Here is a 23,050-nt window from a genome sequence, read left to right as displayed (position 1 = left end):
ATTGAAAAATTGGAAGATTGGGTTGGAAGGTGGGAATGCTGTAAGGTTGGTCAACGGTCGATAGCCGACGGACCACTGTCACAGTGCAAGGTTCAGTTGGTAGACTGTCTCCGGCATCTTCATTATTCGAAATTCAGCGTTCAGCTTTCGATATTTTCAAATTGAAATATTGGAACATTGTAAAATTGAAAAATTAGTCTTCAAACTCAAACCTTCAGGGTTACTTAAAACCTCATAGGTTGATGTGATAATCTCAGCTGCTGTAGCAGCTATATTTCTCCGCAAAGCGGAATATTTCGCGTAGCATATCTCTTTATCAAACGAGACCACAATTGTTATTCACACGATACTTTGTACTTGGTACATTGTACATTATACATCCAAAATGAAAAAAGAATTTAAATCTTGGGGCCTGATCTTGGCATTTTTTGCATTTCTTTACTTCACAGGATTGCTTCCCGTGATTCAGGGTGGACTTCAGTCTGTCTTACTTTCTACAGGTTTGATAAAACCTAAAATCGAAATCCCGGATCTGACCAACCAAAAGTTTGACTACCGGGGTCAATTCAAGGACTTTGAAGGAAACCTCATCGACCTTCAAGATTATCGGGGAAAAACTGTTTTTATCAACCTTTGGGCTTCTTGGTGCGGGCCTTGTCGAGCTGAGATGCCACACATTTCCGAACTTTACAAATCAGTAAAAGACACGCCTGATCTTGCATTCCTGATGATCGGGTTAGACAATGATTTCAATAAAAGTAAAAATTTCATGGAGGGCAAATCCTGGACTTTCCCCACTGCCCATGCAAGCTTTGGACTCAATCAAAGTCTTCAAAGCGGATCCATCCCAACTACTTTGGTGGTAAATAAAGATGGTAAAATCGTCTTTTACCAAGAAGGCATGAGCAATTTCAATACCGACGAATTCCGAAATTTTCTCCTCGCCCAATAGCAAAGCAGTCTATTTGAGCATTCAACGGGCTTTTTTAAGAAAACCGGTTGGCAGGATTAATGATTTATCATAATCTTAAATCCCAACCCAAGTAACCGATGAAAAAGACCCTAGCCATACTCCTTTGTTCATTTTTCACTGTGCTGATCACTTTTGCACAAAAATCAGTGCTTTGGTATGAAAAACCAGACGAAAAATGGAAGGATCCCCTCTCAATCGGCAATGGGCGATTTGTGGTTGGATTTTGATTGGAAAGAAATCACGGATTACAAACGAAGTCTGGATTTGGACGAAGCTATTTCCTGCACTGAATTCAAAAGCGAAGGATATCAGGTGATACAGGAGACTTTTGCTTCGGCTCCAAATCGGGCTATTTTGATAAAACTCCACACGACCCATCCCGGTGGATTCCGATGCCTGATCCGCATGGACCGTCTTTTGGATCAAAATTTCCCAACTGCTGTAACCAAAGCCATAAATAACAACCTACTCGAAATGAAGGGCATGGTGGCTCAGCGTGGCGGACAGCTAGACTCCAAGCATTACCCGATTTTGAATGGAGTCAAATTCAATGTTTTTTTTGCTGGCGCAAAATCTGGATGGCGAAATCAAGGCTACCGACGAAGGCCTTCAAGTGAACGGGGCGAAAGAAATTCACTTAAAACTGGCAGCCGAGACGAGTTATTTCCACCGGGACTTTGAAAAAACTGCAGAGGACAATCTTGATGAGATTGCCTTCAGCAGTTGGGGTCTATTACAACAAGCACATCTGCGAGAATACAAATCATGGTATGATCGGATGAGTCTGAGTTTAGGAAAACCAGCCACAGATGATACTCCCACAGATCAACGAATTCAAAATATAAAGGCGGGTCAAACAGCCCTACACCTTGGGAAATTACTTTTCGATTTTGGACACGACCTTTTCGATACTCATCCTCCTTACCAGATTGATGGAAACTTTGGATATACAGAAGGGATCGCCGAAATGCCCCTTCAGTCCCATGAAGAGGGAATCATTCGAATCCTCCCTGCCATACCAAATGCTTGGCAAAGCGGATCGGTAAAAGGACTGAAGGCAAGAGGAGGATTCACCTTGGATTTTACTTGGGAAAGTGGTGAAGTGAAAACCATCAGACTGCATTCTTCAAATGGCAGGTAGGTGATCCTTTTTGCCGATGGATCAGAAATCGATCTGGAACTGAGGGCCGGAGAAAGTATTGAGACGGAGTTCTAAAACCTTTTAAACTGCCAGATTCCAGACCTGAAAAAATTTCCTATCTTCCACAAATGAGCAAGTTGTCACCCCTAGTTATCATTGTCGGAGGAGGATTTTCAGGTATTGCTGCCGCAAAAAAACTTTACGAAGCCGGAATTTCATTCTTGGTTTTGGAAGCCAGAGAACGACTGGGAGGCCGTGTATTTACCAAAACCATTTCTGAAGGACTTTATCTTGATTTAGGAGGCCAATGGATCGGTCCAACCCAAGATCGTATGTATCAACTTTGCGAAGAACATGGCTTGGAAACCTTCGAAACCTACGATCAGGGCAAAAACATCTTGGATCTGGGAGGAAAAATCCGGACTTATGCCGGAATGATTCCCAAAATGGATCTGATTTCTTTGATAAACCTCGATCTGATCCTGAAAAAACTGGAAAAGCTAGCCCGGCAAATTGACATTAACTATCCCTGGTCTCATCCAAAAGCCAAAAAGTTCGATGCAGTTTCATTGGATCATTTTATCAGGAAAAACAGTCTGACCAAATCCTGCGAAAAGGTAATCCGGGTAGGATGTGAAACCGTCTTCGCCTGCGAGCTTAATGAAATCTCACTTTTGCATGCTCTTTTCTATATCCGATCCGGCACTTCTCTCGAATGCCTCATCAACATCAAAAACGGTGCCCAGCAGCACAGAATCAAAGGGGGAATGCAACCCTTGGTGGAACAGATGGCACTCCCCTTTCAGGATAGAATCCGATTCAATTCCCCTGTAATTAGAATTGAAAAAACAGGAAATGAAGTTCAGGTGAAAGGAAATGATTTTGAATATACAGCCCAAAAAATAATACTCTCGGTGCCTCCTCCGCTTTTAGCCAAAATCAGATTCACTCCTGATTTACCTACTGAAAAACGCCAACTCCTGGAACGCTATTCCATGGGGCATGTTGGCAAATGTTTCATGGTCTATGAAAAGCCGTTTTGGAGAGAAAAAGGATTCAGTGGTCAAGCTGTGGCAGACAAAAACTCCCCATTTCAGACCTTGTTTGACTGTTCTCCTGCTGATGGGCGATTTGGAGTTTTAATGGGATTTACTATCGGAAACAGGGCTAAATCCTTTTTTCTTCAAGATGAAAATGCCAGAAAAGCACAATTGCAGGAAATTCTGGAACTGTACTTTGGACAAGATTCAAAACATCCCATATTGTATAAAGACTTCACTATGAGCGACGAAATCTGGTCTTCGGGATGCTATGCGGGGATCATGCCAACAGGTGCATGGACAGGTTTTGAAGATGCTTACAGAAAACCTTCAAACCCTTATTATTTTGCCGGGACAGAAGCCTCTACAAGATGGAACGGGTACATTGAAGGCGCTGTCCTGGCAGGTGAAGCGGCCTCTCTTCAGGTTATAAAATCCTTGCAACATGACTAATCGGGTTATCAGTTTTCTGATCTTATGTCTGTTTGTTTGGCTTATTTGGTCCAATTCGGGCAAAAAACCTAACCTTCCTGAAACAGAGGATTTTATTTCTGTGGTACAGGAAATCAATCCTTCCGACAGCTTAACCAGCAACATTATTGGGATTCAGCCTTATATGGTCTTGGAAGATTATTTTACAAAAAACCAGTTCAAAGAAAAAATCGGGAAATACATCCGAAGAGCCGAAGCTGAAGGACTGATAAAAGACAATACGATCCTGTTATTTCCTGAATACATTGGTACTTGGTTAGTTTTGGAAGGAGAGAAAATGAGCTTGGCCAAGGAAGAAACTATGGGAAAGGCTCTCACCAAAATGGTGCTGAGCAATTTTTTCAAATTTGCATGGGAATGGTTGAATACAAGTACTGAAAAAGATAAGGCTGCGGCCGCGATTTTTCGCATGAAGTCCCAATCCATGGCGAAGAGCTATTTCTATACCTTCAGCGAACTGGCCAAGGAAAGTAATTCGTATATCGCGGCTGGATCGATCATCCTTCCTGACCCAACTGTGAAAAACGGAAACTTGAACGTCAATAGACGGGGTCCTCTCTATAACGCCTCTTTTATTTTTGGTCCGGATGGTAAAATCATAGGTGAGCCCATCTTAAAGGCCTTCCCAATTGAATCCGAATTGCCATTCGTAAGCGCAGGAGAAGTTGCGGAGATCCCGGTTTTTGACCTTCCTTTTGCCAAAACAGCCTTGCTGGTTTGTGCCGACAGCTGGTTCCCGGATGCCTACCAATCCGTCAATTCAAAAGGCGCGGAAATTCTTCTTGTACCGTCCTATTGTACAGGAGATGGGACGATGGGGAAATTATGGCAGGGATACAGCGGACAGCCTGAACCGAAGGAAACAAACCTTCAGGACATCAATTCCATTACCGAAAAAGAGGCTTGGGAGAAATATGCACTGCCCGGACAATTGAGCAAAACCAATATTCAAATTGGCATGAATGTATTCTTACGAGGAGCTCTTTGGGATTTAGGTGCTGATGGTCAACCATTGGTCTATTTCCAGGGTAACCTTATTCCAGTTTCTCATGCAGAAAAGGCCGGAATCTGGTCTTTAAATTTCTAAGCGATGTGCGACACCTTGGTTGCCCTTCCGGCAAAAACTAAAAATGGTCACTTAATCCTGGGGAAAAATTCAGACCGGGAACCACTCGAAGCCCAAGAGTTAATTCGGTTTGCCCGTAGAGAATGCGAAGAAAAACAGGTCGCATGTACATACATTTCTATTCCTCAGGTCAGGGAAACTTTTGAAGTGGTCCTCTCCAAACCTTTTCAAATGTGGGGTGCTGAGATGGGAGTAAATGAATTTGGTGTTGTAATCGGCAATGAGGCAGTTTTCACCAATGTCAAATTCCGTAAGGATGAGCTTGGACTTACAGGAATGGACCTGCTACGCTTGGCATTGGAACGCAGCACTACAGCCAAAGCCGCGTTGCCTACGATTATGGATTTACTTGAGGAGTTTGGGCAAAATGCATGCGGAGGATACCAGAACAAGGATTTTTATTACCACAACAGTTTTTTGATCGCCGATCCTGACAATGCTTTCATTCTTGAAACTGCCGGAAAATCCTGGGCCTACAGAAAGGTGGAAAACACAGGTAGTATCTCCAACGGACTGACAATCGGAGAAGATTATCTGGAAGTAAATTGGAAAAATGAGCCCCGAAACTTCCAGAAACTTTTCGCTGGTAAACGGGAGAATTTCCGGGAGTACTTCTCGGACTTACTTTATACCACAGCAGGTAAATCCAAGCTACGGCAGGCCTGTACTTTAGGCTTTTTGGAAAAAAAAGAAAAGCCAGGAGTCTTGGATTTTATTCAGGCTTTGCGCCAACACAATGTGGCATACGGTGAATTTGAATCCAAAAAAGCAACTACGGGAAGTATCTGCATGCATGCCACCGGTTTCACCAATCCATCAGACACCACAGGAAGTATGGTAGCAGAAGTCAGAAAAGGACAACCTTCAACGGTTTGGTTGAGTGGAACCTCCTACCCCTGTCTGAGCTTATACTTGCCTATTTATTTTGGAAAAGAGCTGGATCCCAAAGTATTTTCTCCTGGTGCAAATCCGGACCAAAGTCTTTGGTGGCAGGCTAAAAAAATCCATCAGCAGATTCTGAAAAATTACAAAAAGCTTCAATCTGAATACCGCATGCAGCTGGATGAAATCCAAACCAAGTGGATTGAGGAAGACTTTAAACTGATCCAACTGGGTGCCACAGAAGAGGAATTACAGTTGTTTTCAAGTTTATGCTTGGATCAATACATGGACTTACTGAGAAAATACCGGACATAGATCCATTTTTTTATGATCAAAATCAGTTGGTGACAAAGCATATAACAGCTAAGTAATATGGTTTAAGTGTGCTGTTGAAGGTAATTTTGAGTATTAATCAGTATCAATTACCCGCACACTATCAATGCATCAAACTTCAGGACTTCACACCTTTCATATCCCTGTGATGGGATTGGGATATACCGTTGACACCCCACTCAAAGTCGCCAAATTTGGAATTTCCAGTGTAGTTTCCATTATGGATGATATCCTTCTGGAAGACATGAGAAAAATCCATTCCCAAAAGCTGAATCTACCTTTTGAACCTATTTCAGAAGAGGAGGAAGACTATCGGGCCAAGCGGATTCAGGCTTACCTTGACTTTCTACATACTGTCATCCAATCGCAGCTTGAGACATTGAAGAGCGAAAATTGGAACAAAGACGGGATCATGAAGGAGCTGGTAGCACTGCTGCCCAAAGAAAATGAGATTGCCCGATTATTTGATGCCTATCTCCTCGCTGATCATTTTGAGAAATGTGATTTAAAATCTCAGATCCTCACCTTGTTGACTCCTGGATCAATCGATGTCAATATTATGACCAAGGTAGACAAGCTCAATTTCGACAAGGAAGGAATCGAACTTCCACGGGAATATTCGGATGCCTTATCAGCTTTGAGAGGCTTTGGGAAAAGTAAATTGGAAGCTGCCGTCGTTTTTTCAGCCGGAATGAATCCTGCACTTTACAGTTACGTGGAACAGTTTTCCGACTTTTTCCCAAACGAAAAAGGGGAAATCAAAAAACGAATAATTCTAAAGGTAAGTGATTATCGATCTGCCCTGATCCAAGGAAAATTTCTGGCTAAAAAAGGCCTCTTCGTGTCCGAATTCCGGATCGAATCCGGCCTAAACTGCGGAGGTCATGCTTTTGCAACAGACGGATTTCTGGCAGGACCTATATTGGAAGATTTCAAAATCAACAGGGAAGAACTCATCGAAACGATCAGGCAATCCTGCAATCAGGCATTGCTGGCCAAGGCACAGACTCCTTTGGCCAATAGTGAATCTATCAAAATCACCTACCAAGGGGGAATTGGTACCGCCGGTGAAGACAACTTTTTGAGAAATTATTATCACTTGGATAGTACAGGTTGGGGCAGTCCGTTTTTGCTCGTCCCCGAAGCCACCTCGGTAGATGATGAAACGTTACAGCGCATTATCGAAGCCAAAAAATCGGATTTTTACCTGAGCCATGCTTCACCTTTGGGTATTCCATTCAATAATTTAAGAACCAGCAGCGGGGAAAAACAACGCTTGGAGCGAATCGAAAAGGGCCGCCCGGGAAGCCCTTGCTACAAGAAGTTTTTGGCCTTCAGTACTGAATTCACAGAAAAGCCGATTTGTACAGCTTCAAGGCAATACCAAAATCTCAAGGTGAAATTATTCAATGACGGGAAAGTAAGCCGGCGTGAATTAGATGAAATCCTGGAAAAGGATTGCCTGTGTGAAGGACTGAGTGCGCCCGCTATTTTAGCACAGGGCGAACTACCCAGAAGAAACCTCAAAGCAGTGACCATCTGTCCGGGACCAAACTTAGCCTATTTCAAAGGGATCTATAGCCTCAAAGAAATGGTCGATCATATCTATGGCAAAATCACCCTCACGCTTGATTCAGACCGCCCGCATGTTTTTGTGAAAGAAGCTCAATTGTATGTGGATTACCTGAAAAAAGAATTTCAAAAACTGATTCCCGAAGCTCCCTCCAAGCAGGAGGCCTATTTGGAGAAATTCAGGAGAAACCTCGACATAGGCCTTACATATTACCAGAATTTAGTTAATTCTATCAAAATGGATTCAGAAGAAATTCTCGAAAAAATGAAAGTTCAACTTGAGGAATTGAAGGCTGAGCTAGAACAATTAAAACCGGTTCTAAGCTAATTCACCTAAAAAGGCAGCTGATAAGCTGCCTTTTTATTTTTGACCGGTTTTGTGAGTGTCCAATTTAATTCTTAAACCTATCTTGTTGCTTCGTACATCGTAGTTGGCACTTCCAGTTCAGTGTCTTTCACCTGAGAGCACCTTAAAGGAATGCAAAACAGCCGGGAAGACCGCATCCATAGATTCTCCTGCACCAGCCACCGAACCCGGCAAAGCCAAGACAAGCATCTTGCCCATCGTCCCTGCTACTGATCTCGATAGCATGGCTGTCGGGACACGCTGCTGACCGTAGCTCCGGATAGCTTCTTCAATTCCGGGAATCCGACGATCCAAAAGCGGCTCCAAGGATTCAGGTGTAAGGTCTCTGGGAGATAGTCCTGTTCCTCCTGTATAAATCAAAATATCGATTCCCAAAGCCAGGGCATCATTTGCAGCACTTTGTATTTGATCGCTGTCGTCGGGGATGACCTTGTAATCCAAGACCTGAATACCAAAGCGCTCTAATTTCCCAATGATTACTTTTCCCGATTTGTCCTCCCCCACGCCTTTGGCTATTGAGTCAGAGCAAACAATCACTGCCGCGCTTAATTCGCTGAAATCGGTCTTTTGATCTGACTTCCCTCCTCTTTTTTCAATCAATTTGATTTGCTCAATACTGATCCCCTTGTCTAATGGCTTGAGCATATCATACATCGTCAGTGCTACCACCGATGCGGCATGCATTGCCTCTACTTCCACTCCGGTTTTGTAAATCGTATGAATTTCCACCAAAATTTTGATTTCCATTTCTCCAAGTTCATAGCTCACAGCAGTGAACTCGATGGGAAGTGGATGACAATCCGGAATCATATCCGCCGTTCGCTTTGCTGCAAAAAGCCCGGCCGTCTTTGCCATCTCGAGTACATCTCCTTTGGGGACCCCATGGTTTTTTACAGCAAGAATGGTTTCCGGCTTACTGACCTTGACGATGGCCTGTGCTATGGCTTTTCTCAGCGTAGGACTTTTGTGCGTGATGTTGATCATGGTATTTTTGTCAACGGTCGACAGACGACGGTCAACCGTTTGTCTTTATTAATCTCTAAGGTTATTTCCAGAACAAAACTCGTCAAAAATCGGCTGTGGACCGTCAACTGTCGACTACACATTCACTTTCCAGACATGGTTATCCGTGTCCAGAATTTCCTTGCCCCAAACCGGAAGTTCTTCTTTGATTCGCTCCACAAGCTCATCGCAAGCTTGCATAGCAGCTTTACGGTGTTTGGAGGAGGTAAACACAAACAGACAAAGTTCACCGACTTTCACTTCTCCCAAACTGTGATAAATATGCATACAGGTCAGCGGATACTTGGCAAAAATAGCCTCACGAATCTCAAAGGCCTTCTCCAAAGCCATTTCTTCATAAGCGGTATAGTCAATGGCGATTACTTTACCTTCAGGTTTTTCATCAGATCTTACCTGTCCCAGAAAAATACTGTGCCCTCCGATCACCGTATTGGAACTGTGATTGGCAATGGACTTGGCGATTTTTTCTGGTGAAATAGGTCCCTGAACAAATATATTTTTTGGAGTCCTTACTTTTTCCATGGCCTTGTTAGTTCTTTTTTAGTGCGTTGATTCCTCCTTTGATGGAGTAAATCCGCTTTTCCGGAAATTCATTTTGGAGCTGTTCAGCCGCCTTTTGGCTTCTTATTCCGCTTTGACAAAAGAACAGGACCTCATCTGTATCTTCCAATTGGCTCAATCGATTTGCCAACGTAGATAAAGGGATTTTTATCAGTCCAGTACACTCCAAGGGAGGTAATTCTCCCGGTTCTCGGACATCGACAAAGGCGATATCCATTCCCATTTTACCCATTGCCTCATCCCATGTCAATTGCTTAATTCCCTCGCAGGCAAGTTCGTAATCCATTTGCTCAAAAGCCTGGAAAGAATTTGGAATGGAACTTCCGGAGTTTGGATTTGCTGCGATCTCTACCTCATAGGTTTGAGAGGAGCGGCTATTGAAAAAGAGTACGCGATTTTTCAGCGGCATCCCAAAATCCGTCAAAACTTTGATCACTTCCAGAGCCATAAGGTTGCCTATAATTCCCGGCAAAACACCCAAAACCCCGGTTTCAGAGCAGTTGGGAATCTCCTTTGCAGCCGGCATCTGCGGATACAAATCCCGGTAGTTGAACCCGTTTTCTCCCAGATTAAAAACAGATACCTGCCCCTCATGCTGGTAAATTGCTCCAAAAACCAGTGGTTTACCGAGTAACACGCAAGCATCATTCACCAAATAGCGCGTGGGGAAATTATCCGACCCATCTATCACCAAGTCATATTCAGCGATGATTTCCAGGGCATTTCCCACTGAGATAAATTCAGGAATAGCTTCAATTTGAATGTCGGAATATTTGCCTTTGAAGTAGGAATATACTGCTTCGACCTTAGGCTTCCCAAGGTCTTTTTCCCCGTATAATACCTGCCTGTTCAGGTTGGAAATAGATACTTCATCGCCATCCATCACCCCGATTTTTCCCACACCGGCCGCCGCAAGGTAAATCAATACGGGGCATCCCAAACCTCCTGCACCGACCAGCAGCACTTTGGAGTTTTTAAGTTTTTGCTGTCCTTCTATCCCAAAGCCGGGGAGAATAATCTGTCTTTCAAATCTGCTCATATCATCCTCCTGAGAATGGTGGTAATAATGCTATTTCGGCCCCGCTTGGGATTTCCTGATTTCCGCTGACCAGCTTTTTATTGATTGCCAGGCTGAATTTAACAGATTTCAGCACCGGGAATTTAACCAGTAAAACCTCCAGTAATTCGGAAGAATTTCCAGAATGATCAATTACCAACTCAGCCAAACCGATCCTTTCAGCGACCATTCCAAAGGCTTTGATGTGGATTGTGTTGTGCATTTTTATATTAATTCAATTACTAAGTTAAGGTTTAGTATGTCTTTTCTCCCACAGATTACTTCACAGATTATCACATAGCCTAAAAATCAGTGTTAATCTGTGTCTTTTTCTGCGAAAATCTGCGGGGAAACTTTTACCCAATAATCAACTTCACTGCCGCAAACAGCAGCACAAATGCCAAAAGATATTTCAGTAGTTGAGGACTGAATTTCCTAGCACCCAGATAGGCTCCAAATGCGCCTCCAGCAATAGTCAGCGGCAAAATAATCCAAAGCTGAGTTGTCAGTTCGATATGGAATACTGATGCTCCAAGAAAGCCTGCCACCGAATTGAGAAAAATAAACAGTGCGCTCAATGCTGCTGTTTCCTTCACTCCTGCCCAACCCAGCATCAGGATAATCGGTGTCAGGATAATGCCTCCACCAATTCCGATCATGCCGGAAAGCAAACCGATCCCAATACCCAAAAGCGGAGCCATCCACCACTTTTGCTCCACTTTTGATGTTTGAGAAACCGGGAATACTCCCGCAAACTTGAGTACGGGAAACAAGAGTAAAACTCCCAAAACCTGCTTGTAAATCCCCGCATCCAACAAAATTGTCCCGCCCAGATACGCGGCAGGAATCGAGAAAATGGTAAGGGAGAGAAACAGTTTGGTCGGAAAGACACCTGATTTCCGGTAATTCAAAAAGGCAATCATCGACACGAACATATTCAAAATCAACGCCGAGGGCCGGATCTCCTCCGGAGCAAAACCCATCAATGCCAAAATCATCAAATAGCTGCTTGCCCCTCCGTGCCCGACGGAAGCATACATAAATGCTGCAAAAGGCATCAGAAAATACAGAAACAAATCCCAAGTTTCCATTACCAAGGATAAAATGCCACCAGACTCCCTTCTTCGGTATGATCTGCATCTTGGGGGATTTCCACCAAGCCATCAGCAACCCCAAAAGGCAACAGATTAAAAGATTCCTGTCCGGGAAGAAGTTGGACTTTTCCTGAATCAATTTTTGCTTTAAGAAAAAAGGTCATCGGAATTTTTTTATCAAAATCCTTTTCAATCGGCAAATAGCTTGGTCCATTCCAAGCTTGTGGATTGCCCATCCATTCCAGCAGACAAGGCTTCACATATTGGCTAAAACAGGAAAGGACAGAAGCTGGATTTCCGGGTAGTGCGAAAATCAACTTTTCAGATCTTTTACCTACAAAAAGTGGCTTTCCTGGCCGCTGTCGTATTTTATAGAATAATTGTTCTACTCCATTTTGCTCCAAACTCCCCTTAACAAAATCATAATCCCCTACAGAAATCCCACCCGTAAGCAGTAGGAAATCAGAGTTTTCCAGTGCCTCACTTATCACTTTTGTTACTTCACTTGCTTTGTCTTTTACCTTGTAGATCTTGACTTCATGGATCCCCAGCATTTCGAAATAGGACTCTAACGCAGGGCCATTTGAATTGTAGATTTGACCCGGCAGTAGTTCATTCCCCAAATCCAAAATCTCATCTCCTGTCAGGATCAGCGACACTTTGGGAGAGGGGAAAACCGGCACTTCCCGAATTCCCAATGAGGCCAACAAGCCGATTGTTCCGGGAGTGATTTTGGTCCCTGCAGGCACAACCTCCCAACCTACTTTACACTGTGCTCCTTTTTTGCGGACATTGGCTCCCCTGAAAAACTTCTGAGCATTGAAAAAAATCATTTCATCTGTTCTGACGATTTCTTCCTGTGGAATCACGGTATCCGCTCCCTCGGGAACCGGTGCGCCGGTAAAAATTCGGACAGCTTTTCCTTTTTCCAAAACAAAATCAGGCTTGGCACCAGCCTGAATGACCTCCACTACTTCTCTACCCTCTCCTTTTTCATCCCAAATGATCGCATACCCATCCATGCCAGAGTTGTCAAAAGAAGGAACATCCATCGGTGCCAAAACCGAGGAAGCTGTGAACTTTCCCAGGCTTTTTTGAAGTGACAAATGGACGGAGCCACCCCTGATTTTCTGAGACTTTAGAATACTTTTAGCTTCTGAAACAGTGACAAATTCTTTCATTATCCTCCGATGGAAATCATGCTGCGGTTATCAATTTTGTCCGGATCGGCTTTTAAATAGTCGGATGAAAACTGTCCACCCAAAGCCTGATGTTTTCTGGAAATGGATTGTTGAATCAGCGGGATTACCTCTTGTCCGTTTCGCATTGCAGCCAAGAGATCCAGTTCCTCCTTGCCAAAAAGACAGTTTTTGATTTTACCATCTGCTGTCAACCGCATCCGATTACATTCCCCGCAAAAATGGGCACTCATCGTGGTGATAAAGGCAAAAGTCCCGGCAAATCCCGGAACCTGATATTTCTTGGCGGTATCGTGTTTTTTGTCTTCCAACTTGACGATCTCAAATTCCTTTTTAGCCAGATCAAGCATTTGAGTAGCGGTTACCACCTGCTGACTGGACCAATGATTGCCTGCAAAAGGCATGAATTCAATGAATCTCACATGAAGCGGGAGCTTTTCGGTCACCCGGATAAAATCACAGATCTCTTCCTCAATAAACCCGTGCAGTGCCACCGCATTGACTTTGACGCGAAAACCCTCCTGTAAAAGCAAAAGTATATTCTCCCAAACCTGATCAAACTGATCGCGTCGGGTGAGCTGCTTGAATTTTTCCCGATTCAGGGTATCGAGACTAACATTGACCGAGTGGACGCAGGCGCCTTTCAGATTTTGAATATGTTTATGAATTAAGATGCCATTGGTAGTGAGTGTTTGCTCCACAGGCATTTTTGCAATTCCGGCCAAGATTTTCGGGAATTCCTTCCTGACCAAAGGTTCCCCTCCTGTGAGACGGATCTTTTTTACCCCAAGGGAGACAAAAATCTCAGCCATTTTCAGGATCTCATCTTTACTCATCAGTTTGGACGAAGGCATCCACTCCATTTCCTCCACCGGCATGCAATAGCTGCAACGGAAGTTGCAGTTATCTGTCAGCGAGATGCGCAGGTAGTCGTGAATACGTCCGAAAGAATCTTTAAGCATTAGACAAGTTTAGGAAAGGATCCGCAGGAATCGAAGAATTATTTTCTAAAGGGAGATTTTAATTTTTAAGCATTTTTAATCGTCAATCAATTCGCTTAACAATGATTTTAGAAAGATTTTTTATGTGCCTTCTTCCTGTCCGGATATCGGTTTTGGAGATTAGCAGTAGTCCATCCTCCATTGCGTCGAGTGATTTTCCATCTTCGGCAGTAATGAGGTAAACTTCCTTTCCCTGTGGCTTATTAAACAGCTCATTGCAGGAAAACACCATTTTGTATCCGTCCGTTGCTTCGAAAACAAGATAAAATTCATCTTGTTTAGTTTTTCCTAAACTGTGTAGGACTCAAGTTAAGTTGCTTTTTGAAGAAATTATTGAAATGGGTGACTTCGTTGAATCCAAGTGAAAACGCTATTTCTGACACATTCCAAGAACTGTGTTTCAACAACACTTTGGACTCCTGAAGAATTCGCTTACTGATCAGTTGAGTGGTTGTTTTGCCGGTCATTTCTTTCACTGCACGATTCAGGTGATTGACATGGACATTTAATTGCTCCGCAAAATCCGAAGCGGCTCTCAGCTGAATCGAAGAATGGCTCTCATCGATCGGGAACTGACGTTCGAGCAATTCCAGAAAAATAGACGCGATTCTTAGAGATGCATTTCCATGTTGGGTATGCTGCACAGCTGCAGGCTGCAGCTTCATCCCAAAATGAATCAACTCAAAGACGAGATTTCGCAATACGTCGTATTTGTATTTGTACTCCGAATCAAACTCCCCTTTCATTCGGGCAAAGATCTCCTCCACCCTTTCGGTCTCCTCATCAGTCAGCTCAAAGACGTGGGTACCGTTGGGCTGGAATACCTCGTATTGCTGGATTTGTCCAAAATTCATGAAAAAATGAGGATTAAAAATGCAATACACTCCGGATGAATTGGTACTGATGTGATCCCACTTGTAAGGCACCAAAGGGTTGGAGAAAGACAGTGCCTTCTTTTTGACTTCATAGACACGATCCGCGTAGTGAACGATACTCGCACCTTTGAACAGCATCACTTTGTAGAAGTCCCTTCTCCGATAGGGAACCGCTTTGAGTTTTCCCTCCAGGTAAGGTTCCAAATTGAACAGATTGAAGTGTCCAAAGTCATTTTTCAGACTCTCAGGAATCCAGTTAAACTTCCGCTGGTAAAATTCTTCCAGCGTTTCTGATTTTTCCATGCCTATTTTTTAGAAAAAGTAGTTGAAAAGTTGTAGAGCAGACCCAGGTTCCAAACCAAGTCATCTCCGGGGACAGTAGAATTGATTTTCTGGTTGAAAAAAGCCTGAAAATTCACAGGAAAATCCCCTTTGGAAAATGTAAATGCCGAGTTCAAATAATAACCTGAATCCGCATCGACTTTTAGAAAGAAAACCTGGGGATTGATCCGGAGTTTGAAGTCACTGATCAATCCGATGTTAGAAATCTGGGTGTTAAAAGCCAGAAAATTGGTGTTTTGAGGCCCTAGCGCTTGAATTGCCGTTCCCCGGAGATAGTAAATCCCCATCGAAACTCGATCTGAGAGCTTATAATTGGAATTGAGCTCTCCTGCCAGGTAGCGGTTGGTTACCATCATGATTTCCTTTTTCCCGTTGACCATCATCTCTGTTTCCTGAAAAATGAAAGCCGGATGACCACCCACGGTAAAGGTAAACCGGTCTTTATTGATCAACTTATACCTTCCCCAAAGCACAAAAGCCCAAGGCTTGCCATCCATGGCAAAGCGCAACATGGGATCAAAAGAAAGGCGTTCACCGCCCATGGTTAGATCAAAGAAAACTGCTGGCCTTCCTAGGGAAAATGAAGGTATGATGGAAACACCATTGTTGGTCGCGGTGATCATTCCTCCAAGTTGGCGTTTTCCGGCTTCTTGAGCGTTGACGCCTGAATTACTAATTAAAACCAAAAACAGCCCGGTGAGCAGGAAAAGGATTTTTTTTCCAGCTTTGGCTGAAAATGAATGGAAGTTGCAAAGAGACATAGGTTTGATAGGATTTTTCGCGTTGCAAAGTTGGATAAATTCCATTCAATTTTTTGACAGTATTCAAATTAAAACTTATGTTTTTCAAACAATTCATCGTTTAATCCTACAGAACTCATTTCTCTTTAAAGAGAAATCTGATCAGCTGAATGTTTCTTATTGCCAAAAATCTCAAGATTTGATTTTGATAAGCATTTGTTTGAATCGAGTTACTTTTTAGAAGGATTGAAGGAGAAATTTGTAAGGTAGGTTTTCATCAATTTAATCGAGTCGATCAAGATTCGTCTAGGTAATTTTATAAAAACACAAGAATCAATCTTATGGAAAAGTGGATTTTAGGATCACATGGACTCGAAGTATCCCCTTGGTATTCGGCTGCATGGGCATGAGCTTTGGCTATGGTCCAGCAGCAGATAAAACCGAAATGATTGCTCTGATCCGAAAGGCGGTGGAGTTGGGTGTGAATTTTTTTGATACGGCCGAAGTCTATGGACCTTTCGCCAATGAAGAACTGGTCGGAGAAGCTTTGGCTATTTTTAAAGGAAAAGCGGTGATTGTCACCAAGTTTGGTTTTGCTCCGGATGCTTCTGAAAAATGGAGTCAGCTGAATTGCCGACCGGAACATATCAAAGAAGCTGTGGAAGGTTCCCTGAAGCGCCTCAAAGTCGAATCCATCGATTTGCTGTATCAGCACCGGGTGGATCCGAATGTTCCCATCGAGGAAGTGGCTGGTACTGTCAACGAATTGAGCCAAGCCGGAAAAGTCAAGCACTTTGGACTATCCAAAGCGGGAATCAAAACCATCCAACGTGCCCACGCCATGCAATCTGTTGCGGCTTTACAAAGTGAATATTCCATGTGGTGGAGAGAACCTGAAGATGAGATTATTCCCACCCTCGAAGAACGGGGAATAAGCTTTGTGTCCTTTAATCCCTTGGGGAAAGGCTTTCTGACCGGAAAAATCTACGGAGTTACCTCATTTGCGTCCGGAGATTTCAGAAACTCCGTGCCACGGTTTGCAGCAGAGGCTCGAAAAGCCAATCAAGCTTTGGTGGATCAATTAGAACTTATTGCCAAAGCCCATCATCAGGCCTCTCCAGCCCAAATTGCCTTGGCGTGGCTGTTAGCCCAAAATCCCCGGATCGTACCTATTCCCGGTACCACCAAACTCCACCGATTGGAAGAAAAAAAAAGCACTGCTCTGACCCTGAGTACAGATGACCTGATCACTATCGAGCAAGCTTTGGCCAACATTAAGCTTATGGGGGAACGCTACCCGGAAGCTTCTCAAAAAATGATTGATCGGTAAATTCAAACTCAACAAAAATACCATGCAAAAGCCAATTGTAAATCAGCATGCTACCCGAAGGAGTTTATCCATATCGGCGCAAGCTCCAGACCTTCTCAAGTAAATGATAGCTACCTTGGAAAGGTAATTTGAATTAGAAAATGAAGAGAGGAATGGTGTAAATTTTGACCAATCCTAAAAATTTACCCACCAGAATTCAGTAATTAGCTGGCAGTAGATCAAAAACCAGATTTCATTTGAGCCACACTGAACGTGAGAACCATTCTTATCTTTCTCCTACTTCCCTTATCACTGAAGTCCTTTGCTCAGGAAAATCTCACCGGAGACACCTTGGCCGTGAAGGAATTGAAGGAATTGGTCATCACCGCAACTCGACAGGAAGAATCTATTTTTCAATCCCCGGTAAGCATCGAAAAACTCAATCTGCAACAAATAAAAAATTCGGCTCAACCGGGATTTTTCGACGCCATCCAGAATCTAAAGGGAATCCAGGTAATTACACCAAGCCTGGGTTTCAAGGTAATCAATGCGCGTGGATTTGCCCATACCACCAATGTGCGCTTTGTCCAACTGGTGGATGGCATTGACAATCAAGCACCTCACGTCGGTGCTCCCATCGGAAATTCTCTTGGGCCCGGCGATCTTGACATTTTGGCTGTGGAGGTGATTCCCGGTTCCTCCTCTGCGATGTATGGCATGAATGCCATTAACGGAATTGCCAATTTCATCACCAAAAACCCCTTTGATTTTCAGGGAGTCAGTTTCCAACAAAAGACCGGAATAAACAATGTCAATTCTCCGGATTCCCAAAACACGATTCTAAGTGAAACTAACCTCAGAATTGCCGAGGTAATTGGGTCAAAATTTGCACTCAAGATCAACGGCACTTTCCTAAAGGGTACCGATTGGTTTGCCAATAATCAAACCGATCTCTTCTCTGGAGCAAATCTGTCGACCGGTTTGATCGGTGAATCCAATCCGGGCAAAGACCTGGTCAATGTCTACGGGGATGAATCCAGTAACAGAAGGACACTTACCCTAGGAGGAAAACAATACGTGGTCAGCCGAACAGGCTATGCCGAAAAAGACGTGGCTGACTATGACCTACAAAATCTCAAGGCGGATGTATCCCTTTACTTTCGGCCCAAAGCCCTTCAGGAATTTTCATATACCTTTCGAACCGCAAATCAGGAAAATATCTATCAGCGCACCAACAGATTCCGATTTGAGAATTACAAAACTCAGCAACACGCCCTATCCTTCCAATCTCCGAGTATTCGCTTCAAAGGCTATTACACCAGAGAGAACACCGGGGATTCCTACAACATCCGGTCAATGGCAGAAAATATCGATCGGAGCTCTAAATCAGACAATACCTGGTTTGGTGACTTTTCCAGGCAATTTAACGCCTTAACCAACTCTGGAATTCAGGTAGACGAAGCCATGCAACTCTCAAGAGCATTTGCCGATTCAGGACGGATATTACCCGATACACCTGAAATGGAAGCCAAAATCGAAGAGCTACGCACTATCAACAACTGGGATATCGGTGCAGCTCTAAGGGTGAAAGCAGCGCTGGTTCACTCAGAATTTCAGCATGATTTATCCTCCGTACTCTTCAAAAAAAGTGATTCCTTCACCTTGATGTATGGGCTGGATTTCCGTCAATACCTCATCGTGCCTGACGGAAATTACTTCATCAATCCCACCGAACCCGAGAAAAACCTCGGCTATTGGAAAACCGGGGGGTTTGTTCAAGGTTCTAAATCGCTGCTCTCCGATCGAATAAAAATTAGCGGTGTACTACGACTGGAGAAAAACCAGTATTTCCCGATCAAAGCCAATCCAAGAATTGCCTTGGTGTATTCCCCCGGCCCAAATCAGACGATTCGGTTTTCTGCACAAAATGGCTACCGCTTCCCGAGTATTTTCGAGGCGTTTTCCAACATCAACAGCGGAGGAAGAAAACGAATCGGCGGTCTTCCGGTCATGTCTGACGGGATATTTGAAAACAGCTACACCCAGGCATCCATCACCCAATTTCAGCGGGCTGTTCAATCGGCAATAAATACCAATGGTTCGTCGCTGGAGGAAGCCATCAGTCAAAATCAGGATCTCCTGGCCAAAAACCCCTACACCTATCTGGAACCTGAGGAAGTGACCAGTTTGGAGGCCGGCTACCGGGCCGTCTTAGTACAGGGAAAGTTAAGTCTGGACTTCGACGTATACTTCAATCAGTACCGAAATCTGATTGCACAGATCGACGTGAATGTCCCGAAAACTTCCGTAGCAGACAGAATCCCTTATTACCTTTTGGACCGATCCGCTCAGGATTATTACAGACTTTGGACAAATTCAAAAACGATCAGCAAAAACTGGGGTTCCACGCTGGGATTGAGTTATGAACTTTCTTCAAAAATCAAGGTCGGCGGCAACTTCACCTATGCTAACCTATCCAACCCATCACGAAGCGACGGACTGGAAGATGGTTTCAATACACCGGAATGGGTTTACAATTTATTTATCAGCAGCCCAGCCATTTACAAAACCCTTGGCTTTTCGGTCAATTTCAGGCAACAGGACGAATTTCTCTGGCAATCGGCTTTAGCCACCGGAATGGTCGACCAATATTCTACCCTGGACGTCCAGGCCAATGCCAGTTTCCTGAAGGGCTTTTTGAACTTAAAAATCGGAGCAACCAATGCCCTAAACGACTATTACTATTCCTTCATCGGAGGACCGGCGATCGGAGGATTTTACTACAGCACCTTGACCTTGGATTTAGGAAGGTAAGATTTGGCCGAAGCCATTGGCTGCTCCACTAGTCAGTACTTTTCCAAGCCTTCAGGCATGAGGTTGAACCATTCATTTTTTCTGACTTTCCATAGCAAGAAACCGGAAAAAACTGAGGGCATTTTCGAGTGAACTTAAAACCAGTTTTTGCCATTAAAAAAAATTTAATTCACCGATTCCCGATACTCCTTGGGCGACATCCCCACCTGCTGCTTGAATAGTCTGGTGAAGTGCTGTGGATATTTGAAGCCGAGTCCATAGGCAATCTCGCTGAAGGAAAGTTGCGGGTCATGAATCCGCTCTTTGGCCACATCGATCAGCTTGAGTTGGATGTATTCCAATGCTGTCTTGCCTGTTTCCTTTTTCACCAAATCCCCAAAATAATGAGGGGAAAGATTGAGTTCCCCCGCACAGTAGGTCACCGAAGGCAAGCCCACTTCCTGGGGTTTTTCTGAAGCGAAAAATTCATTCAATAAGCGTTCAAACCTTTCTAAGATTCCCTGATTAGCCAGGTCTCGGGTGATAAACTGCCGGTCATAAAAACGAAAGCAATAATTGAGCAGCAACTCAATATTATCCGCCAAAAGGGTCTTGCTGTGCTTGTCGACTGCCTGACCGAGTTCGTACTGAAGCTTGGCATAGCAATCCAACACCAAGCCACGCTCCCGCTCGGAGATATGTAAAGCCTCACTCACCTGGTAGCCAAAAAAGGTATAATCCGAAATCCGCTGCCCCAAAGATGTCCCTTTGATCAAATCGGGATGAAAAACAATCCCAAAACCTGAAGGCTGGTATAATTCTTCCCCTCCATTAGAACCAAAAATTTGTCCCGGACTGATAAACACCAGAGTTCCCTCTTGATAGTCATAGGTGTTTTTGCCATAGCGAATGTCACCGCAGACCACATCTTTCAGAATGATCAGATAGAATCCGAAATAGGTTTTCCGCAGTCTTCGGGGATTGGCTTTCGAAAAATCAATTATTGAAACCAGCGGATGCAGGGTCTCCTGATTGTTGAAGGCGTTGTATTGGCTGATGGTCTCAAATCGTAAGATATCTTCCCTGGCTTGTGCTGATTGTTAGTCAAAATTAACCAGTTACCTATCACTTTTTTAATTCCACTGCTCAATCTGTGAAAATGGTAAGTAATCCTGTGTTTTGTATAAGTAAGGTGAGAAAAATGAAGATCAACTTTGTGTCAGTTCAAATACCAATTAAAAAAACCTTCACTTATGAAATCATTAAAAATCGGGATTCTCCTTTTTCTAAGCTTAGCCATCAACACATTTGCTCAATCTCCCGCCGAGCAGGAAATTAAAAAGCTCTCCATGGATAAATGGCAATGGATGGAGGATAAGGATATCTCGAAACTTAAGCCACTGTTTCATCCACAGGCCAAATTCGTCCACATGAGCGGCACTTGGACTACCGCACGTGAACTCGAAATCATCGAAACCGGAAGCATTTGGTACAAAAAAGCTGATGTGAAAGATACCGCCATCGAGATCGTAGGAAATACAGCCATCGTCTGGAACCGAATTACGCTAACCGCCAATGTCAGAGGCAGCGATGTGGTGACGGAGTTTACCGTGACGGAAGTTTACCAAAAAGAAGGAGCTGCTTGGAAAATGCTGGCCTTGACCTTCAGCAGCGTGCGGGATACGCATCAGATTGAGAAGTGATGTGTGAAACCAACCTGACAGGTTTGAAGTAACAAAGCTCTTTGTACCTTAAAACCTAAAAAACCTGTCAGGTTTTGTGAATCCTAAAAAATCACATAACCCATTAATCAATACACTATGAAAAAGATACTCCTTGGACTAGCTCTCTTCTTGATTGGAACGCAATCCTCCTTTGCTCAAACCACTCCCGAGCAACAGGAAATCATCCAGCTTTCCAAAGACAAATGGCAGTGGATGGCCGACAAGAACGCGGACAAGCTGGCCGAGCTCTTTGACGACAAGTCTGTCTTCGTCCACATGGGCGGTGCCTGGGGAAAAGACCGGGAAGTGGAGATCATCCGCAGTGGTGGGATTTGGTACAAAAAAGCCGACGTCCATGAGGTGTCATTAGAAATCATCGAGAATACCGCCATCCTCCTCAATCGCATTACGCTTCTGGCAGTGGTAGGAGGAAATGAAGTCACCAATCCCTTTATGGTTACAGAAGTCTACATCAAAAAAGACGGAGCCTGGAAAATGGGATCTTTCCTTTACCCGACTAATGACTCCGGGAGGGCAGTAATTCTAGACTTAAAAACCTGACAGGTTTAATCCATTATTGTTATAAAAACACTTGACAAACAATCTAAACCTGTCAGGTTTGCTCTGCCTAGATCAGTGCTCCACTAACCGAAAAAATTTAATTCAAGTGAGTGGGGACACTCACTTGGGCGTTGGAAAAGGTAACCGATTGAAACATATCATTGACATAAAAAATCCACGATGAAAGTCTTCCTCTTGTGCATTTTCCTCTTTTCCTCCCTGCTTGGTTCTTGCCAAACTAAGCCAGAGGTGCGCGTGGAAAAAACTCAGGTTGAATCCGGAAAAATCCTCATCGTGTACCTCTCCCGAACCAAAAACACGAAGGCCGTGGCGGAAATGATCCATCGGGAAGTAGGTGGAGACTTGGTGGAATTGGAGCTGGTAACTCCCTATCCGGAAAATTACAGGGCAATTGTCGATCAAGTAGCGAGAGAAAATGAAACCGAGTATTTGCCTCCGCTCAAAACAAAAATCCCGGATGTACCATCCTACGAGATTGTATTCGTGGGCTTTCCTACATGGGGAATGCAGCTTCCTCCACCCATAAAAAGCTTTATCAATCAATATGATCTAACCGGAAAAACTGTCATCCCATTCAATACAAATGCCGGCTATGGAATTGGAAGCAGTTTTGAAACAGTAAAGAAACTCTGTCCCAACAGCAACATCCTCGAAGGATATTCCACCAAGGGAGGGATAGAACGGGACGGGATCCTTTTTGTCATGGAAGGGGAAAAAGAGATTCAAGTAGAGAAAGAAGTGAAAAATTGGTTGGATAAAGTTGGAATTTCATCCAGCTCAGTTAAGCACTAAGCCAAAGAAAAGGTACCTTGATCGAATCAAAA

Annotated in this window: 23 protein-coding genes; 12 read left to right on the top strand and 11 right to left on the bottom strand. The window is 43.8% G+C overall.

Annotated elements, in window-relative coordinates; translation table 11 throughout:
- Positions 1-385: 385 nt before the first annotated feature.
- The 7 genes from BLQ81_RS18815 to BLQ81_RS18785 all read left to right on the top strand — a co-directional run bounded on the left by BLQ81_RS18815 (position 386) and on the right by BLQ81_RS18785 (position 7,887).
- Positions 386-952 (top strand): TlpA family protein disulfide reductase, encoded by a 567-nt coding sequence (locus tag BLQ81_RS18815; protein ID WP_092733586.1) that lies wholly within the window; start codon positions 386-388, stop codon positions 950-952.
- A gap of 177 nt (positions 953-1,129) precedes the next feature.
- The gene (locus BLQ81_RS18810; RefSeq protein WP_092733583.1) at positions 1,130-1,654 is read left to right on the top strand and encodes a glycoside hydrolase N-terminal domain-containing protein; all 525 of its coding nucleotides are present in this window, start codon (positions 1,130-1,132) and stop codon (positions 1,652-1,654) included.
- A complete protein-coding gene (locus tag BLQ81_RS23190; protein WP_407640253.1) occupies positions 1,587-2,114 on the top strand; it encodes a glycosyl hydrolase family 95 catalytic domain-containing protein in 528 nt (175 codons plus the stop codon). Before BLQ81_RS18810 ends, BLQ81_RS23190 begins: the two co-directional genes overlap by 68 nt.
- A 128-nt stretch (positions 2,115-2,242) precedes the next feature.
- Entirely contained in the window at positions 2,243-3,607 is a 1,365-nt protein-coding gene (locus BLQ81_RS18800) for a flavin monoamine oxidase family protein (protein ID WP_092733580.1), read from the top strand.
- Positions 3,600-4,733: a nitrilase-related carbon-nitrogen hydrolase gene (locus BLQ81_RS18795; protein WP_092733577.1), complete on the top strand. Its 1,134-nt coding sequence runs from the start codon at positions 3,600-3,602 to the stop codon at positions 4,731-4,733. The genes BLQ81_RS18800 and BLQ81_RS18795 overlap by 8 nt, the downstream gene beginning before the upstream one ends.
- Before the next feature lie 3 nt (positions 4,734-4,736).
- A complete protein-coding gene (locus tag BLQ81_RS18790) occupies positions 4,737-5,969 on the top strand; it encodes a peptidase C69 family protein (protein WP_092733574.1) in 1,233 nt (410 codons plus the stop codon).
- A 124-nt stretch (positions 5,970-6,093) separates the two neighbouring features.
- Positions 6,094-7,887: a hypothetical protein gene (locus BLQ81_RS18785; RefSeq protein WP_092733571.1), complete on the top strand. Its 1,794-nt coding sequence runs from the start codon at positions 6,094-6,096 to the stop codon at positions 7,885-7,887.
- Between the two features lie 117 nt (positions 7,888-8,004).
- Here BLQ81_RS18785 and moaCB read toward each other — a convergent pair whose 3' ends face one another.
- The 10 genes from moaCB to BLQ81_RS18735 form a co-directional block, all read right to left on the bottom strand.
- On the bottom strand, positions 8,005-8,910 hold the full coding sequence (gene moaCB / locus BLQ81_RS18780) for a bifunctional molybdenum cofactor biosynthesis protein MoaC/MoaB (RefSeq protein WP_092733568.1): 906 nt from the start codon (positions 8,908-8,910) through the stop codon (positions 8,005-8,007).
- 114 nt (positions 8,911-9,024) lie between these two features.
- Entirely contained in the window at positions 9,025-9,471 is a 447-nt protein-coding gene (locus BLQ81_RS18775) for a molybdenum cofactor biosynthesis protein MoaE (protein WP_092733565.1), read from the bottom strand.
- 7 nt (positions 9,472-9,478) lie between these two features.
- Positions 9,479-10,549 (bottom strand): HesA/MoeB/ThiF family protein, encoded by a 1,071-nt coding sequence (locus BLQ81_RS18770; protein WP_092733562.1) that lies wholly within the window; start codon positions 10,547-10,549, stop codon positions 9,479-9,481.
- Position 10,550: 1 nt separating this feature from the next.
- Positions 10,551-10,790, bottom strand: a complete 240-nt coding sequence (locus BLQ81_RS18765) for a MoaD/ThiS family protein (protein WP_245693311.1) — start codon at positions 10,788-10,790, stop codon at positions 10,551-10,553.
- 133 nt (positions 10,791-10,923) lie between these two features.
- Positions 10,924-11,658 (bottom strand): sulfite exporter TauE/SafE family protein, encoded by a 735-nt coding sequence (locus BLQ81_RS18760; RefSeq protein WP_092733559.1) that lies wholly within the window; start codon positions 11,656-11,658, stop codon positions 10,924-10,926.
- Positions 11,658-12,842 (bottom strand): molybdopterin molybdotransferase MoeA, encoded by a 1,185-nt coding sequence (locus BLQ81_RS18755; protein ID WP_092733556.1) that lies wholly within the window; start codon positions 12,840-12,842, stop codon positions 11,658-11,660. The genes BLQ81_RS18760 and BLQ81_RS18755 overlap by 1 nt, the downstream gene beginning before the upstream one ends.
- A complete protein-coding gene (moaA, locus tag BLQ81_RS18750) occupies positions 12,842-13,822 on the bottom strand; it encodes a GTP 3',8-cyclase MoaA (RefSeq protein ID WP_092733553.1) in 981 nt (326 codons plus the stop codon). The genes BLQ81_RS18755 and moaA overlap by 1 nt, the downstream gene beginning before the upstream one ends.
- A gap of 82 nt (positions 13,823-13,904) precedes the next feature.
- Positions 13,905-14,093 (bottom strand): hypothetical protein, encoded by a 189-nt coding sequence (locus tag BLQ81_RS18745; RefSeq protein WP_092733550.1) that lies wholly within the window; start codon positions 14,091-14,093, stop codon positions 13,905-13,907.
- Between the two features lie 46 nt (positions 14,094-14,139).
- Positions 14,140-15,039 carry a helix-turn-helix domain-containing protein gene (locus tag BLQ81_RS18740; RefSeq protein ID WP_092733547.1) on the bottom strand — a complete coding sequence of 300 codons (900 nt, stop codon included), beginning with the start codon at positions 15,037-15,039 and terminating at the stop codon, positions 14,140-14,142.
- A 2-nt stretch (positions 15,040-15,041) separates the two neighbouring features.
- The gene (locus tag BLQ81_RS18735; RefSeq protein WP_139183676.1) at positions 15,042-15,839 is read right to left on the bottom strand and encodes a hypothetical protein; all 798 of its coding nucleotides are present in this window, start codon (positions 15,837-15,839) and stop codon (positions 15,042-15,044) included.
- 328 nt (positions 15,840-16,167) lie between these two features.
- Between BLQ81_RS18735 and BLQ81_RS18730 the strand changes: the two genes are divergently transcribed.
- Together BLQ81_RS18730 and BLQ81_RS18725 are read left to right on the top strand one after the other, a co-directional pair.
- Positions 16,168-17,148 carry an aldo/keto reductase gene (locus tag BLQ81_RS18730; RefSeq protein WP_317042039.1) on the top strand — a complete coding sequence of 327 codons (981 nt, stop codon included), beginning with the start codon at positions 16,168-16,170 and terminating at the stop codon, positions 17,146-17,148.
- A 252-nt stretch (positions 17,149-17,400) separates the two neighbouring features.
- Positions 17,401-19,941 carry a TonB-dependent receptor plug domain-containing protein gene (locus BLQ81_RS18725; RefSeq protein WP_092733541.1) on the top strand — a complete coding sequence of 847 codons (2,541 nt, stop codon included), beginning with the start codon at positions 17,401-17,403 and terminating at the stop codon, positions 19,939-19,941.
- A gap of 164 nt (positions 19,942-20,105) precedes the next feature.
- On the opposite strand, the gene BLQ81_RS18720 is transcribed toward BLQ81_RS18725, so the two are convergent.
- Positions 20,106-20,996, bottom strand: a complete 891-nt coding sequence (locus BLQ81_RS18720) for a helix-turn-helix domain-containing protein (RefSeq protein ID WP_092733537.1) — start codon at positions 20,994-20,996, stop codon at positions 20,106-20,108.
- A gap of 177 nt (positions 20,997-21,173) precedes the next feature.
- On the opposite strand from BLQ81_RS18720, the gene BLQ81_RS18715 reads away from it, so the two are divergent.
- The 3 genes from BLQ81_RS18715 to BLQ81_RS18705 all read left to right on the top strand — a co-directional run bounded on the left by BLQ81_RS18715 (position 21,174) and on the right by BLQ81_RS18705 (position 23,018).
- Complete coding sequence (locus tag BLQ81_RS18715; protein WP_092733533.1) at positions 21,174-21,623, top strand: nuclear transport factor 2 family protein; 450 nt, start codon at positions 21,174-21,176, stop codon at positions 21,621-21,623.
- A 117-nt stretch (positions 21,624-21,740) separates the two neighbouring features.
- A complete protein-coding gene (locus BLQ81_RS18710) occupies positions 21,741-22,205 on the top strand; it encodes a nuclear transport factor 2 family protein (RefSeq protein ID WP_139183675.1) in 465 nt (154 codons plus the stop codon).
- A gap of 180 nt (positions 22,206-22,385) precedes the next feature.
- The gene (locus BLQ81_RS18705; protein WP_092733530.1) at positions 22,386-23,018 is read left to right on the top strand and encodes a flavodoxin; all 633 of its coding nucleotides are present in this window, start codon (positions 22,386-22,388) and stop codon (positions 23,016-23,018) included.
- The last annotated feature ends 32 nt before the right edge of the window (positions 23,019-23,050 follow it).

Origin of the sequence: Algoriphagus alkaliphilus, from assembly GCF_900103735.1 — a bacterium.
Taxonomy (GTDB): Bacteria; Bacteroidota; Bacteroidia; order Cytophagales; family Cyclobacteriaceae; genus Algoriphagus; species Algoriphagus alkaliphilus.
The sequence above is the reverse complement of the archived record's forward strand: the minus strand, read 5'-3'. Positions and strand labels throughout refer to the sequence as shown.

Bases quoted from the DNA above. Each gene is read 5' to 3' on its own strand.
- BLQ81_RS18815 (WP_092733586.1), top strand. From the start codon at position 386: ATGAAAAAAGAATTTAAATCTTGGGGCCTGATCTTGGCATTTTTTGCA.
- BLQ81_RS18810 (WP_092733583.1), top strand. From the start codon at position 1,130: ATGAAAAACCAGACGAAAAATGGAAGGATCCCCTCTCAATCGGCAATG.
- BLQ81_RS18800 (WP_092733580.1), top strand. From the start codon at position 2,243: ATGAGCAAGTTGTCACCCCTAGTTATCATTGTCGGAGGAGGATTTTCA.
- BLQ81_RS18795 (WP_092733577.1), top strand. From the start codon at position 3,600: ATGACTAATCGGGTTATCAGTTTTCTGATCTTATGTCTGTTTGTTTGG.
- BLQ81_RS18790 (WP_092733574.1), top strand. From the start codon at position 4,737: ATGTGCGACACCTTGGTTGCCCTTCCGGCAAAAACTAAAAATGGTCAC.
- BLQ81_RS18785 (WP_092733571.1), top strand. From the start codon at position 6,094: ATGCATCAAACTTCAGGACTTCACACCTTTCATATCCCTGTGATGGGA.
- moaCB (WP_092733568.1), bottom strand. From the start codon at position 8,910: ATGATCAACATCACGCACAAAAGTCCTACGCTGAGAAAAGCCATAGCA.
- BLQ81_RS18775 (WP_092733565.1), bottom strand. From the start codon at position 9,471: ATGGAAAAAGTAAGGACTCCAAAAAATATATTTGTTCAGGGACCTATT.
- BLQ81_RS18770 (WP_092733562.1), bottom strand. From the start codon at position 10,549: ATGAGCAGATTTGAAAGACAGATTATTCTCCCCGGCTTTGGGATAGAA.
- BLQ81_RS18765 (WP_245693311.1), bottom strand. From the start codon at position 10,790: ATGCACAACACAATCCACATCAAAGCCTTTGGAATGGTCGCTGAAAGG.
- BLQ81_RS18760 (WP_092733559.1), bottom strand. From the start codon at position 11,658: ATGGAAACTTGGGATTTGTTTCTGTATTTTCTGATGCCTTTTGCAGCA.
- BLQ81_RS18755 (WP_092733556.1), bottom strand. From the start codon at position 12,842: ATGAAAGAATTTGTCACTGTTTCAGAAGCTAAAAGTATTCTAAAGTCT.
- moaA (WP_092733553.1), bottom strand. From the start codon at position 13,822: ATGCTTAAAGATTCTTTCGGACGTATTCACGACTACCTGCGCATCTCG.
- BLQ81_RS18745 (WP_092733550.1), bottom strand. From the start codon at position 14,093: ATGGTGTTTTCCTGCAATGAGCTGTTTAATAAGCCACAGGGAAAGGAA.
- BLQ81_RS18740 (WP_092733547.1), bottom strand. From the start codon at position 15,039: ATGGAAAAATCAGAAACGCTGGAAGAATTTTACCAGCGGAAGTTTAAC.
- BLQ81_RS18735 (WP_139183676.1), bottom strand. From the start codon at position 15,839: ATGTCTCTTTGCAACTTCCATTCATTTTCAGCCAAAGCTGGAAAAAAA.
- BLQ81_RS18715 (WP_092733533.1), top strand. From the start codon at position 21,174: ATGAAATCATTAAAAATCGGGATTCTCCTTTTTCTAAGCTTAGCCATC.
- BLQ81_RS18710 (WP_139183675.1), top strand. From the start codon at position 21,741: ATGAAAAAGATACTCCTTGGACTAGCTCTCTTCTTGATTGGAACGCAA.
- BLQ81_RS18705 (WP_092733530.1), top strand. From the start codon at position 22,386: ATGAAAGTCTTCCTCTTGTGCATTTTCCTCTTTTCCTCCCTGCTTGGT.